Origin of the sequence: Saccharopolyspora gloriosae, from assembly GCF_014203325.1 — a bacterium.
GTDB lineage: Bacteria > Actinomycetota > Actinomycetes > Mycobacteriales > Pseudonocardiaceae > Saccharopolyspora_C > Saccharopolyspora_C gloriosae.
In genome coordinates, this window is the sequence record NZ_JACHIV010000001.1 from 3,184,343 (window position 1) to 3,197,363 (window position 13,021).

The 13,021-nt window shown below is 71.3% G+C and carries 10 protein-coding genes, 1 pseudogene and 1 riboswitch; of the genes and pseudogenes, 3 read left to right on the forward strand and 8 right to left on the reverse strand.

Going from position 1 to position 13,021, the window contains the following annotated elements; translation table 11 throughout:
- The first annotated feature begins 45 nt into the window (after nucleotides 1–45).
- Nucleotides 46–924 carry a 3-methyladenine DNA glycosylase gene (locus tag BJ969_RS14115; RefSeq protein ID WP_184479386.1) on the forward strand — a complete coding sequence of 293 codons (879 nt, stop codon included), beginning with the start codon at nucleotides 46–48 and terminating at the stop codon, nucleotides 922–924.
- 133 nt (nucleotides 925–1,057) lie between these two features.
- Here BJ969_RS14115 and BJ969_RS14120 read toward each other — a convergent pair whose 3' ends face one another.
- From BJ969_RS14120 to BJ969_RS14155, 8 genes are all read right to left on the reverse strand, one after another.
- Nucleotides 1,058–1,342 (reverse strand): iron-sulfur cluster assembly accessory protein, encoded by a 285-nt coding sequence (locus BJ969_RS14120; RefSeq protein ID WP_184479387.1) that lies wholly within the window; start codon nucleotides 1,340–1,342, stop codon nucleotides 1,058–1,060.
- Between the two features lie 88 nt (nucleotides 1,343–1,430).
- Nucleotides 1,431–4,328 (reverse strand): aminomethyl-transferring glycine dehydrogenase, encoded by a 2,898-nt coding sequence (gene gcvP, locus BJ969_RS14125; protein WP_184479388.1) that lies wholly within the window; start codon nucleotides 4,326–4,328, stop codon nucleotides 1,431–1,433.
- Between the two features lie 168 nt (nucleotides 4,329–4,496).
- Nucleotides 4,497–4,599, reverse strand: a riboswitch (glycine riboswitch).
- 125 nt (nucleotides 4,600–4,724) lie between these two features.
- A complete protein-coding gene (locus BJ969_RS14130) occupies nucleotides 4,725–5,291 on the reverse strand; it encodes a MerR family transcriptional regulator (RefSeq protein WP_184479389.1) in 567 nt (188 codons plus the stop codon).
- 331 nt (nucleotides 5,292–5,622) lie between these two features.
- Nucleotides 5,623–6,099: a bifunctional nuclease family protein gene (locus tag BJ969_RS14135; protein WP_184479390.1), complete on the reverse strand. Its 477-nt coding sequence runs from the start codon at nucleotides 6,097–6,099 to the stop codon at nucleotides 5,623–5,625.
- A 550-nt stretch (nucleotides 6,100–6,649) separates the two neighbouring features.
- On the reverse strand, nucleotides 6,650–7,108 hold the full coding sequence (gene garA / locus BJ969_RS14140; RefSeq protein WP_184479391.1) for a glycogen accumulation regulator GarA: 459 nt from the start codon (nucleotides 7,106–7,108) through the stop codon (nucleotides 6,650–6,652).
- Nucleotides 7,109–7,223: 115 nt separating this feature from the next.
- Nucleotides 7,224–7,607: a glycine cleavage system protein GcvH gene (gene gcvH / locus BJ969_RS14145; RefSeq protein WP_184485270.1), complete on the reverse strand. Its 384-nt coding sequence runs from the start codon at nucleotides 7,605–7,607 to the stop codon at nucleotides 7,224–7,226.
- Between the two features lie 185 nt (nucleotides 7,608–7,792).
- Nucleotides 7,793–8,398 (reverse strand): cardiolipin synthase ClsA, encoded by a 606-nt coding sequence (gene clsA / locus BJ969_RS14150; RefSeq protein ID WP_246458145.1) that lies wholly within the window; start codon nucleotides 8,396–8,398, stop codon nucleotides 7,793–7,795.
- Between the two features lie 338 nt (nucleotides 8,399–8,736).
- The gene (locus BJ969_RS14155) at nucleotides 8,737–8,955 is read right to left on the reverse strand and encodes a hypothetical protein (RefSeq protein WP_221317021.1); all 219 of its coding nucleotides are present in this window, start codon (nucleotides 8,953–8,955) and stop codon (nucleotides 8,737–8,739) included.
- A gap of 394 nt (nucleotides 8,956–9,349) precedes the next feature.
- Between BJ969_RS14155 and BJ969_RS14160 the strand changes: the two are divergent.
- Nucleotides 9,350–11,233, forward strand: a pseudogene (locus BJ969_RS14160) (propionyl-CoA synthetase); the annotation flags it as partial.
- Nucleotides 11,234–11,352: 119 nt separating this feature from the next.
- The gene (locus tag BJ969_RS14165; protein ID WP_184479393.1) at nucleotides 11,353–12,939 is read left to right on the forward strand and encodes a beta-N-acetylhexosaminidase; all 1,587 of its coding nucleotides are present in this window, start codon (nucleotides 11,353–11,355) and stop codon (nucleotides 12,937–12,939) included.
- Nucleotides 12,940–13,021: the final 82 nt, after the last annotated feature.

Genomic DNA, 13,021 nt, shown 5'->3' on the forward strand with positions numbered 1-13,021 from the left:
ACCGCCGGAACGCCCGCACCCGCCGCCGCCTATCCTGGCGGCACTATGCGAGTGCTGGGCGAACAGGAATGGCGGGCCCGCCGAGCCGCGCACCAGGAGCGGGTCGAACGCTGGACCGGACCGCACCGGCGCAGGCAGCGCGCCGGGCACAAGCACCCGGTGATGGACTTCCTGTTCACCTACTACTCCCACAAGCCGTCGCTGCTGGAACGCTGGCAACCCGGCCTCGGGGTCGCGTTGGAGGGCGGCGAAGAGTTCCTCGAACGCCGTGGCTACCGCGCCACCCCCGACGGGGTCGCGCTCGATCCCGCCGTGCTCACCGCGAAGCGCCGCGACACGGCGCGCTTCGTGCACGGACTGCTCACCGCCGTGCGCTCCCGGCGCCCGCACCTCGGGTGCTTCGGCTTGCACGAGTGGGCGATGCTCTACCGCACCTCCCCCGGCGACGTCCGCCACGAGGCGTGGCCGCTGCGGCTCGGGCACGCGGGCACCGATGAGGTCGTCGAGTCGATGCCGATCAAGTGCAGTCACCACGACGCGTTCCGCTTCTTCACCGAACCGGCCCGGCCGCTCAACGCGCTGCAACCGACCCGCGCCGAGCAGGTCGCGCTGGAGCAGCCCGGCTGCCTGCACAACAACATGGACATGTTCAAGTGGGCCTACAAGCTGGACCCGCTGGTGCCCGCCGAACTCGTCGCCGACTGCTTCGAACTCGCGGTGGAGATCCGGGAGGCGGACATGCGCGCCAGCCCGTACGACCTCAGCGAGCTCGGCTACGAGCCGATCGCCGTGGAGACGCCCGAGGGCCGCGCCGAGTACGTGCGCAGGCAGCGCGACTTCGCCGACCGCGCCGCCCCGCTGCGCGCCCGCCTGATCGAGGCCTGCGAGGACCTGCTCACCGTGGAGCCGCACGCCGCTCCATGAGGCCGCCCTCGTCGAGGGCACCCCGGACAGCACGACGGCCAGGCCCGATCGGGCCTGGCCGGCACGTTCACCGCCGCTGCCCCGTCCGGAACGAACGAATCGGCCCGCCACCGAGGCGGCGGGCCGATCACGTTCAGTCCCGGACGGCCAGGTTCAGCTCGCCGTTGTCGTCGCGCTCGGCGTCGAGCACCTTGTCGCCCAACAGCTCCGCGGCCTGCGGCTCGAGGAAGACCCGAGCACCGGATTCCTCCACCACCTGGTCGTCTCCCTGCGGCTCGCTGGCGATCGCCGCCTGCAACTCGGCCTGACCGGCCTCGTCGGCGACCGGGGCGATGCGCAGCCCCGAACCCTCGGGCGAGTCACCGCCGGCCAGGACGACCTTGATGACCTCAGCTGCGCTCTCGCTGATCGTGAGCATTGCTGCACTCCTCTCGGAGGCGATTGGGATGATGGAGCCGCCCACCGTAGTGCATCGCCCACGGCACCCGCTCACCCCCGCAGGACGATCAGCCTTCGTACGCCGAAAGCGGAGGGCACGAGCACACCAGGTTCCGGTCGCCCCGCGCGCCGTCGATCCTGCGCACCGCGGGCCACACCTTCTGCGTCCCGGTACCCAGCGGGTAGGCGGCCTCCGCTCGACTGTAGGCGTGATCCCAAGGACCGGCGAGCGACGCGGCGGTGTGCGGGGCCTGGCTCAGCGGGTTGTCGTCCGCGGGCCACTGACCGCTCGCCACCTTGTCGATCTCGCCCTTGATCGCGATCATCGCTTCGCAGAACCGGTCGAGTTCGGCGAGGTTCTCGCTCTCCGTCGGCTCGACCATCAGCGTCCCGGCCACCGGGAAGGACATGGTCGGTGCGTGCAGGCCGTAGTCGGCGAGCCGCTTCGCCACGTCGTCCACCGTCACGCCGGAGGCCTTGGTGATCGGCCGCAGGTCCAGGATGCATTCGTGGGCGACGAAACCGCCGGTGCCCGTGTAGAGCACCGGGAAGTACTCGTCGAGCCGGCGGGCCACGTAGTTCGCCGCGGCCACCGCCGTCAGCGTCGCCCGGCGCAGCCCGTCGGACCCCATCATGCGGACGTAGGCCCAGGAGATCGGCAAGATCGACGCGCTGCCCCACGGCGCCGCGCTGATCGGGCCCACACCGGTCTCCGGACCGGCCGCGGGCTGCAGCGGGTGGTTCGGCAGGAACGGCGCCAGGTGCTCGCGCACCCCGATCGGGCCCACGCCGGGACCGCCACCGCCGTGCGGGATGCAGAACGTCTTGTGCAGGTTCAGGTGCGAGACGTCGGACCCGAACTTGCCCATCCGCGCCAGGCCGATCAGCGCGTTGAGGTTCGCGCCGTCGACGTAGACCTGGCCGCCCGCGTCGTGCACCAGGCCGCACACCTGCTCCACGGTGTCCTCGTAGACGCCGTGCGTGGACGGGTAGGTGATCATGATCGCGGCGAGGTCGTCGCGGTGCTGGTCCACCACTTCGCGCAGGTGGTCGAGCTCGATGTTGCCCTTGTCGTCGCAGCGCACCACGACCACGCGCAGCCCGGCCATCACGGCGCTCGCGGCGTTCGTGCCGTGCGCGCTGGCCGGGATCAGGCACACGTCGCGGGCCGACTCACCACGGCTGTGGTGGTAGGCGCGGATCGCCAGCAACCCGGCGAACTCGCCCTGGCTGCCCGAGTTCGGCTGCAGGCTCACCGCGTCGTAGCCGGTGATCTCCGCGAGCCAGCGCTCCAGGTCCCGCACGATCTCCAGCAGCCCCGTCGCGTCCTGCGCGGGCGCGAACGGGTGCACCTCGGCGAACTCCGGCCAGGTGATCGGCTCCATCTCCGCGGTCGCGTTCAGCTTCATCGTGCAGGACCCCAGCGGGATCATGCTCCGGTCCAGCGCGACGTCGGAGTCCGACAGGCGGCGCAGGTAGCGCAGCAGCGAGGTCTCCGAGCGGTGGGTGTGGAACACCGGGTGCGTCATGTACTCCGAGGTGCGCCGCAGCACGCCGGGCAGCGCGTCGGCGGTCTCCGCGTCCAGCGCGTCGACGTCGGCCACCGAGCCGCCTTCGATCCCGAACGCGGCGGCCACCCGCACCAGCGTCTCCCTGGTGGTGGTCTCGTCGCAGCTGATGCCGACGAGGTCGTCGTCGATGTGGCGCAGGTTGATGCCGCCCTCGCGGGCCGCCCGCACGACCTCCGCTGCCCTGCCCGGAACCCGCGCGACGATCGTGTCGAAGAACTCCGCGTGCTCGATCCGCACCCCGCCCCGGCGCAACCGCTCCGCCAGCACCGCGGCCATCCGGTGCGCCCGGCGCGCGATGGCCCGCAGCCCGCTCGGGCCGTGGTAGACGCCGTACATCGACGCGACGACCGCCAGCAGCACCTGCGCGGTGCAGATGTTGCTCGTCGCCTTCTCCCGGCGGATGTGCTGCTCCCTGGTCTGCAGGGCGAGCCGGTAGGCCTGGTCGCCGTCGGCGTCGACGCTCACGCCGACCAACCGGCCCGGCAGCTGCCGCTCGATGCCCTTGCGCACCGCCATGTACCCGGCGTGCGGGCCGCCGAAGCCCATCGGCACGCCGAAGCGCTGCGTCGTGCCGACCACCACGTCGGCACCGATCTCACCGGGAGCGCGCAGCAGCGTCAGCGCCAGCAGGTCGGCGCTGACCACGGCCATCCCGCCGCGCTCATGGACCCGCTCGATGATCGCCTCGTGGTCGCGGAGCGCGCCGGAGGCACCGGGGTAGGCCAGCAGCACGCCGAAGAAGTCGTCCTCCGGCAGCGCCTCGGGACCCGCGGCGAGGTCGGTGACGATCACCTCGATGCCCAGCGGTTCGGCGCGGGTCCGCAGCACCTCCAGGGTCTGCGGCATCACGTCCGCGTCCACCACGAAGCGCGGCGATTTGGCCCGGCCCGCGCGGCGCACCAGCGTCATGCCCTCGGCGGCGGCGGTGGCCTCGTCCAGCATCGACGAGTTCGCCACCGGAACACCGGTCAGGTCGGCGACCATCGTCTGGAAGTTCAGCAGCGCCTCGAGCCTGCCCTGCGAGATCTCCGGCTGGTACGGCGTGTACGCCGTGTACCAGGCGGGGCTCTCCAGCACGTTGCGCAGGATCACCGGCGGCGTGATCGTCGGGTAGTAGCCCAGCCCGATCATCTCGGTGTGCGGGCTGTTGAGCCGCGCCAGGTCCCGGAGCTGCTTGAGCGCCTCGGCCTCGGTAGCCGGCTCCGGCAGGGCCAGCTGCAGGTCCCGTTCGCGGATGCCTTCGGGCACCGCGGCCTGGCCCAGCTCCTCCAGCGAGCCGACACCGATCACGTCCAGCATGCGCGCCAGCTCGGCGGGCAACGGCCCGACATGGCGGTCGGCGAACGGAGTGCCGTGTTCCAGGGCGGCCAGCGGGATACGGTCTTCGGTCGTCATCGCCACACCTCATTCATCGCGACGGACACAGGGCGGCAGCACGAATGCTGCTCTCCCCCTCTGTCACCGTCCGCGATACGAACGCCTGAGAGCTTCACCCGGTACGGCGACCGGGCTTGCACCGTCGGCGGGGAACCACCTACCGGTGGTCCCTCTTTCCAGAGGTATCTCGCCCGTGCGGTCCAGCAGGCCTGAGAGGTTGTCGGGGAGGGTTTGCTCCTTCGGCGCCGCCGGTGACCAGGTCACCGGCGAACTCTCCCGCGCGGGGTCAGCGATGCTCAGCAGCCTACCCGATCCAGTGACGACCGAAAGTGCGATCTTCATCCCGCTCGATCACTCCGGTGCGCCGGGCACGGCGCTGACCGGCGGTGACGCCCCCGTCACGGGGCGAGGCGCTCAGCCCGTGCGGCGGTCCCGGCGACGGCGGGACAACTCGTCGTTGACCGGCTCCTCGTGCTCGCCGCCGTCGGCCCGCTCGGCGGGGAACTCGTGGATCGTCCCGGTGATCTCGCGCATCGCGCCGCTGACCGCGATCCCGAACACGCCCTGACCGCCCTGCAGCAGGTCCACGACCTCCTCGGCGGAGGTGCACTCGTAGACCGTCGTGCCGTCGCTGAACAACGTGATCTTGGCCAGGTCCTGCACGCCTCGATGGCGCAGGTGCTCCACGGCGACCCGGATGTTGTGCAGCGAGACCCCGGTGTCCAGCAGTCGCTTGACGACCTTGAGCACCAGGACGTCCTTGAACGAGTACAGCCGCTGCGACCCGGATCCCGCCGCGCCGCGGATCGACGGGCCGACCAGCTTGGTGCGCGCCCAGTAGTCCAGCTGCCGGTAGGTGATGCCGGCGATCTGGCACGCCGCGGGTCCGCGGTAGCCGACGAGCTCGTCCGGGAGCGCGGTGTCGGGGAACGGCGCCGACTGCTCCGCGGCGGAATCCTCGCCAGGTGCTCGCTCCACCACGCCTGCCTCCCCTCGCCCGGCCCGAGGCCGGCGAACCACCAGAACCCGGCTCGACGCATGATCATCCGCCGAACGGGGGAACGATCATGGAACCGGGGCTTCGACCTTCCCCGACCTGGAAAATCACATCGGGGCGATTCGCGCACTCCGACGGTAAGCCCGGCCCGTGAGCGGGTCAACGCGACGCGCGGAGCCGCCCGCCCACCCCGGGTGTGACGTCCCCGCTCCGGCCCGCGCCGCTCGCCGAACGCGAAAAGGCTCCCGGTGCGAACTCGCACCGGGAGCCGGGTACGGCACCGGGGGTGAGCGGACCGCACGTCCGCTCACCTGATCACGTATCGGCGCCGCGGAAGTCCTCCGGAGAGACCGAGTCCAGGAATTCCCGGAACTTCTCGACCTCGTCCTCCTGCTCGTCCGGGATGATCAGCCCGGCTTCGTCCAGCACCGACTCGTCAGCGTGGATCGGCACTCCGACCCGCAGCGCCAGCGCCACCGAATCACTCGGGCGTGCCGAGACCCGCACATCCCCGTCGAAGATGAGTTCGGCGAAGAACGTACCCTCCTGCAGATCGGTGATCCGCACCTCTTCCAGGTCCCGCCCCAGGGCGCCGATGACGTCCTTGAGCAGGTCGTGGGTGAGCGGTCTGGCGGGTCGCACGCCCTGCTGCTCCAGCGCGATCGCGGTGGCCTCCACCGATCCGATCCAGATCGGCAGGTACCGCTCGCCTTCGGTCTCGCGCAGCAGCAGAATCGGCTGGTTGGCTGGTAGTTCCACTCGCACGCCGACGACGCGCATTTCGCTGCTCATCGTCTCATCGCCTCCTCCAGCGCGCCGAAGCGTGACATCCTTGGTCGAGGATCGCGCACCGACGCCTCTGACGCTACCCGCGATACGGCGGTGGCCATCGCCTCCGCCCGGAATTCCCGCTCGGTGGACGGCTCTTCCGGCCCGTTCACGGCCGCGTACCGGCCGATCGCCGATACCCGGCATTCCCTTGTCCGACTCGGTCCGCACATCGTTCCGAGGCGGTTCCTGACGCCGCCGCTGCCCTCCGCGAACACCCGGAGGTCCCTCGTGGAGCGAGCTCGCGCGGCGTCGCCGACCAGCCCGTCCGATGAAGGACTCCGACCGCTCCCGACGCGAACGATGCCCAACGCCACGATACACCGCACCGCCATCCGCAGAACCCGTTGCGCGCTGCGGAAAGCACCTCGTAACGCGACCGCCCGCCGGCGGCGCCGAACGGCCGTGAAGATCATCGGCCGTGCGGCGGACCGGGTTGCGGTGCCCGCCGAGCACGATCGGGGCGACGCCGCAAGGCGCCGCCCCGATGCGCTCGGTACGCGGAACGCTCGGCTCAGCGGCCCTGGCCCTCGATCGGACCGGTCAGGAACACCAACCGGAACTTCCCGATCTGAACCTCGTCGCCGTTGGCGAGCACCGAGGTGTCCACCGGTTCCCGGTTGACGTAGGTGCCGTTGAGGCTGCCGACGTCGACGACGACGAAGTCGTTGCCCTCTCGCCTGAACTCGGCGTGCCGACGGGACACCGTCACGTCGTCGAGGAAGATGTCGCTGTCCGGGTGGCGTCCGGAGCTGGTGGTCTCCCGATCGAGCAGGAATCGCGACCCGGCGTTCGGGCCGCGCTTGACCACCAGCAGGGCAGCCCCGGCGGGCAGCGCATCGACCCCGGAGGCCGCTGGCTCCGGGGTCGCACTCTCGGTGCTCTCCGGCTCCGAGAGGAACGGCCTGAAGACCGAGGTGGTCTCCGGTGACTGCTCCGGCGGAACGCCGCCGGGCCCGTCGTTCTGGCTCACCTGAGCTCTCCTCTGCGCGGATGGGTCGTGCAAGTGCGTTCAAACGTACCGTGCCGTCCCAGGTCGCAGACGCGGGACTCCCACCTCAAGCCGCCTGCGAACCCGAGATCAACGATCATCCCTGGTCGATGAGGCCTTGGTAGTCGCTCTCCTCGAGCAGGCCGTCGGGCGCGGCGGGGTCGGCGAGCTTGATCTCGATCATCCAGCCGTCGCCGAACGGCGCCGAGTTGACCAGCTCGGGCTGCTCGTCGAGCTGCTCGTTGCGGGCCACGATCTCACCGGCCACGGGTGCGTAGATGTCGGAGACGCTCTTGGTCGACTCGACCTCGCCGATGCCACCCCCGGCTTCGACGGTCTCCCCCACCTCGGGCAGCTGCACGAACACGACGTCGCCGAGCTGCTGCTGGGCGTAGTCGGTGATCCCGACGCGCACGGTGTCCGCGCCGGTGCGCAGCACCCACTCGTGCTCCTGGGTGTACTTGATCCCGTCCGGGGCCACTGGGGTCCCGCCTTCCTCGTCGAGCCGTGGAGCGGGGGCCGAAGTGCGCCACCGCACCCGCGCGCAGTGATCGCGACGGGCCACGCGAGCGTAGGTCGCGGCCGCTTTCGACCGCAAGATGGGCACGCCGTGATCGACACGGCACCGGATCCCGGCCGGGTCGCTCCAGGAGGAAGGCGCGGGCGTCAGGCCGGTCGGGAGCGCGCGGCGCGCACGGCGGCGATGACCTGCATCAGGTACAGCACCCCCGCCCACACGTACAGCGCGCCGCCCCAGCAGGTGAAGGCGTAGGCCACCGGGCGCACGACGCCTTCGAAGGCGAAGTCCTCCTGCACCAGCAGCAACAGCGGGAACGCGTACATCAGGCAGAACGTCGCGGCCTTGCCGAGGTAGTGCACTTCCGGCGGTTCGAAACCGTGCCAGCGCAGCACCGGCAGGCACAGCGTGAGCACGACGTCGCGGCCGATCAGCGCCGCGGCGGCCCACCAGGGGATCACGTCGCGGAGCACGAAGGCGATCAGCGTCGCGACGATGTAGAGCCGGTCGGCCGCGGGGTCCAGCAGTTCGCCCACGCGGCTGTACTGGTCGAGCCAGCGGGCGAGCTTGCCGTCGAGCCAGTCGGTGGCTCCGCTGACCACGAGCACGAGCAGCGCGAGCAGGTCGGATTGCGGCCCGAGCAGCAGCCACAGGAACAGCGGGACGCCGGCGAGCCGCACGAGGGACAGCAGGTTCGGCCAGGTCAGCCAGGGGTCGTCCCAGACGCCGGCGGCGACTTCCTTGATCCGGGCCATGCCGGGATCGGGCGCCGGGGCCTCCGCGTCGGGTTCCGGTCGTTCAGCGGACTGCGACGACCGCTCCGGGGCTTCCGCGCCCCGGTCCGGTTCGTCGTGTTCGGCCATGCTGGAGCCCGCCGGTTCCGGGGACGTGGGATCGCCCGCTTCACCTCGGCCTTTGGCTCCGGCCGTGGTGCCGTCGGCGTCCTGCACCACAGCCCTCCCTGACACGGTTGTCGATCCACCGCGAAGCGCTCACCTGCGCCTGCGGGTCTCGGGCGCCTCGGGCGCCCGCTCGGATCAGGGTGCCACACCCCCCTTGCGGTGGCCGGAGCGGCCGGGGGTGGGCGGACCGGTCAACCGCGGTTGTGGCTCCAGCCGCGGCGCTGCAGTTCCGCGTCGGTGAGGAAGCGGGCCCGGCCGCGGTCGTCGACGCCCGCCCAGCGGGCGCGCCCGCCCACGCCTTCGAGGACGAACGAGTGGCCGCCGCTCCACACCACGCTGCACGGGGTGGTGGGCAGTTCCGCCGTCTCGGCATCATCGTCGACGATGCCGTCCCGGTGAGTCGTTTCCACGCTGATCAATGCTCGACACCTCCATCACGGTTGTCGACCGAACCGCGGTGCGCGTTATCCGGCCGCCTCCCCACCCACGCATTGTGTTCGACCCATGACCGCACGTTCCCCTGAATTCGACGGGGGTGCGCCCAGCGGGAGGACCGCACCGACGAGCGGATGATCTTGAAAGTGCGCGGGTTCGGCGCGGCAGAAACCACACCGACCGTTCGTCGCGAAACACACGATCATCTTGTTGTTGCGACGGAAACCGACCGGCCCGTCGATCGCCCATTGTGGACTGTCGCACGGCGGCGCGCGGGACGGAGCGCGTCCCGGGCCCGGCGCGGCGCGGATGCTGGCGCGAACGCCCGTCGTCGGGTAGGACTCTGAGGCTCGTCGACACCGCCAGCGGGAGGTCATGACCATGGGTGCGTACGCCGACGCCTACCAGCGCAGCCGCACGGACCCCGAGGGGTTCTGGCTGGACGCCGCGGCGGCCGTCGACTGGGACCGCGCCCCGACCAGGGCCTTGGACGACTCCGGCCGGTGGTTCCCGGACGGAGTGCTCAACACCTGCTTCAACGCGCTGGACCGGCACGTCCGCGACGGGCGCGGCGACCAGGACGCGGTGATCTGGGATTCGGCGATGACCGGGCAGGTGTCGCGGTGGACCTACCGCGAGCTGCTGGACCGGGTGTCCCGGTTCGCGGGAGCGCTGCGGGCGCGCGGCGTCGGCAAGGGCGACCGCGTGATCGTGTACCTGCCGATGATCCCGGAAGCGCTGGTGGTGATGCTGGCGTGCGCGCGGATCGGCGCGGTCCACTCGGTGGTCTTCGGCGGCTTCGCGCCCAAGGAGCTCGCCGCGCGGATCGACGACGCCCGGCCGACGGTGCTGGTGGCCGCGTCCTGCGGCCTGGAGCCGAACCGCGTGGTCGAGTACAAACCGATCGTCGACGAGGCGCTGCGGCTCGCCGAGCACCGCCCGGAAGGCGGCGTGCTGATCTTCCAGCGGGACCAGGTGCGCGCCGAGCTCGGCCCCGGCGAGGCGGACGCGGCCGAGGAGCTCGCCGCGTCGGAGCCCACCGATTGCGTGCCGGTGGCGGCGACCGATCCGCTGTACGTGCTCTACACCTCCGGCACGACCGGTCGCCCGAAGGGCGTGGTGCGCGACAACGGCGGCCACGCCGTGGCCTTGCGCTGGTCGATGAGCGCGATCTACGACATCGGCCCCGGCGAGGTGTTCTGGACGGCCTCCGACGTGGGCTGGGTCGTCGGGCACTCCTACATCGTCTACGGGCCGCTGCTGGCCGGGGCCACGACGGTGGTCTACGAGGGCAAACCGGTGGGAACCCCGGACGCGGGGGCGTTCTGGCGGGTCATCGCCGAGCACGGGGTGAAGGCGTTGTTCACCGCCCCCACCGCGTTCCGCGCGATCAAGCGGGTGGACCACGAGGCCGCCGAGCTCGCCCGCTACGACATCTCCGGCCTGCGCACGTTGTTCCTGGCGGGTGAGCGGCTCGATCCGGAGACCTACCAGTGGGCGGTGCGCACGCTGGAGGTGCCGGTGGTGGACCACTGGTGGCAGACCGAGACGGGCTGGCCGATCTGCGCGAACCTGCGCGGGCTGGAGCCGATGCCGATCAAGCCGGGTTCGCCTACGGTCCCGGTGCCGGGTTTCGACGTGCGGGTGCTGGACCAGGCGGGCGAGGAGCTGCCGACCGGTGCGGACGGCGCGATCTGCATCAAGCAGCCGCTGCCGCCGGGCATGCTGCCGACGCTGTGGGGCGATCACGAGCGGTTCGTCGAGTCGTACCTGTCGCGCTATCCGGGCTACTACCTCACCGGCGACAGCGGGCACGTCGACGAGGACGGCTACGTGTTCGTCATGGGCCGCACCGACGACGTGATCAACGTGGCGGGCCACCGGCTCTCGACGGGCTCGATGGAGGCGGTGCTGGCGACGCACCCGGCGGTCGCGGAGTGCGCCGTGATCGGTGTGCGCGATGAGCTCAAGGGCCAGGTGCCGCGCGGTTTCGTGGTGCTCAAATCAGGGGTGCAGGCGGATCCGGAGGCGCTGCGCGCGGAGCTGGTCGCCGCGGTGCGGGACCAGATCGGACCGGTCGCGGCGTTCCGCGACGTCGACGTGGTCGACGGCCTCCCGAAGACCCGCTCCGGCAAAGTGCTGCGCAAGTCGATGCGGGAGATCGCCGATTCCGGGGAGACGAAGGTGCCGTCGACGATCGAGGACCCGGCCGTGCTGGAGGACCTGCGGGCGGCGCTGCGCGGCGACCGCTGAGCACCGCGGCGAGACGGGGAGGGGCCCCGGACGGCGTCCGATACGTCCGTTCGGGCGCTGCCTGAGCGGGACGCGTGGTCTATACCTTTATGATCACGTCCCCTACCGGGAGCGAGCCCATGCCCCTCACCTCCGCACGGCCTGCCCGCGCGCGCCGGGTCCGCGCCGCGACGGCCGCACTGCTGACCGGTGTGCTCACCGCCGGAGCGCTGAGCACGATCACGCCCGCGGCGACCGCCGCACCGGAATCGCCGCTGCACCAGGTCATCCCCGCGCCGGAAACCGTCCGGGAAGCACCGGACGTCGAGTTCGCGCTGACCGCCGAGAGCGCGATCACCGCTGATCCCGGCGCGAACGACGTGGCCGACTACCTGGCCGGGGTGCTGCGCCCCTCGACCGGGTTCCCGCTGCCCGTCGCCGAAGGCGGCGACGTCGCGCTGCGCCTCGACGACGCCGAGCTCGGCCCCGCCGGCTACCGGCTCGAGGTCACCGGCGAGGCCGTGACCCTGCACGCCGGTGCGGCCGAAGGGCTGTTCAACGGCGTGCAGACGCTGCGCCAGCTGCTGCCCGCCGCGATCGAGAGCCCGCAGGTCCAGCCGGGGCCGTGGACGGTGCCCGGCGGCGAGATCACCGACCGGCCCCGCTACGAGCACCGCGCAGCCGGTCTCGACGTGGCCCGGCACTTCTTCGACGTCGAGCAGGTCAAGCGCTACATCGACCAGATCGCGCGCTACAAGATGAACTTCCTGCGCCTGCACCTGAGCGACGACCAGGGCTGGCGGATCCAGATCAACGACTGGCCGCGCCTGACCGAGCACGGCGGCAGCACCTCGGTCGGCGGCGGGCCCGGCGGGTTCTACACCCAGCAGGACTACTCCGAGATCGTCGCCTACGCCGAGTCCCGGCACGTCACGATCATCCCGGAGATCGACACCCCCGGGCACACCAACGCGGCGCTGTCGTCCTACGCGGAGCTCAACTGCGACGGCGTCGCGCCGCCGCTGTACACCGGCATCGAGGTCGGCTTCAGCTCGCTGTGCGTGGACAAGGACATCACCTACGAGTTCCTCGACGACGTGATCGGCCAGATCGCGGAGCTCACCCCCGGCCCGTACCTGCACATCGGCGGTGACGAGGCGGACGCGACGACCGACGAGCAGTACCGGGCGTTCATGGACCGGGCGCTGCCGATCGTCGAGAAGCACGGCAAGACCGCCGTGGGCTGGCACGAGTACGCCAAGGCCGAGCCGCAGGCCGGTTCGGTCGTGCAGTACTGGGGCGTGGAGAGCGCGGAGGCCGCCGAGATGGCCGCTGCCGCCGCCCGCGGCAACAAGATCCTGATGTCGCCCGCAGACCGGTCCTACCTGGACATGAAGTACGACGAGTCCACCGAGCTCGGCTTGAGCTGGGCGGCCTTCATCGAGGTCGCCGACGCCTACGGCTGGGACCCGGCGAGCCACCTGCCCGGTGTTCCCGCGGAGTCCGTGCTCGGCGTCGAGGCTCCGATGTGGACGGAGACGCTGGAGAACTCCGCGCACCTGGAGACGATGGCGTTCCCGCGGCTCCCGGCCATCGCCGAGATCGGCTGGTCGCCCGCGGCCACGCACGACTGGGAATCGTTCCGCACCCGGCTCGCCGAGCAGGGACCGCGCTGGACGGCGGCGGGCATCGGCTTCACCCGCTCCCCGCAGATCCCCTGGCCGTGAGCACCTGAGTGAACGGACCGTTCGCCCAATGCCGTGGGACGAACGGTCCGTTGACTCTTCGAACGCGCCGACCCGCGGGGTT

What these genes read in the sequence shown, in the direction of transcription:
- BJ969_RS14165 (WP_184479393.1), top strand. Translation starts at nt 11,353, where the DNA reads ATGCCCCTCACCTCCGCACGGCCTGCCCGCGCGCGCCGGGTCCGCGCC.
- clsA (WP_246458145.1), bottom strand. Translation starts at nt 8,398, where the DNA reads ATGGCCCGGATCAAGGAAGTCGCCGCCGGCGTCTGGGACGACCCCTGG.
- gcvP (WP_184479388.1), bottom strand. Translation starts at nt 4,328, where the DNA reads ATGACGACCGAAGACCGTATCCCGCTGGCCGCCCTGGAACACGGCACT.
- BJ969_RS14115 (WP_184479386.1), top strand. Translation starts at nt 46, where the DNA reads ATGCGAGTGCTGGGCGAACAGGAATGGCGGGCCCGCCGAGCCGCGCAC.
- BJ969_RS14120 (WP_184479387.1), bottom strand. Translation starts at nt 1,342, where the DNA reads ATGCTCACGATCAGCGAGAGCGCAGCTGAGGTCATCAAGGTCGTCCTG.
- BJ969_RS14135 (WP_184479390.1), bottom strand. Translation starts at nt 6,099, where the DNA reads ATGAGCAGCGAAATGCGCGTCGTCGGCGTGCGAGTGGAACTACCAGCC.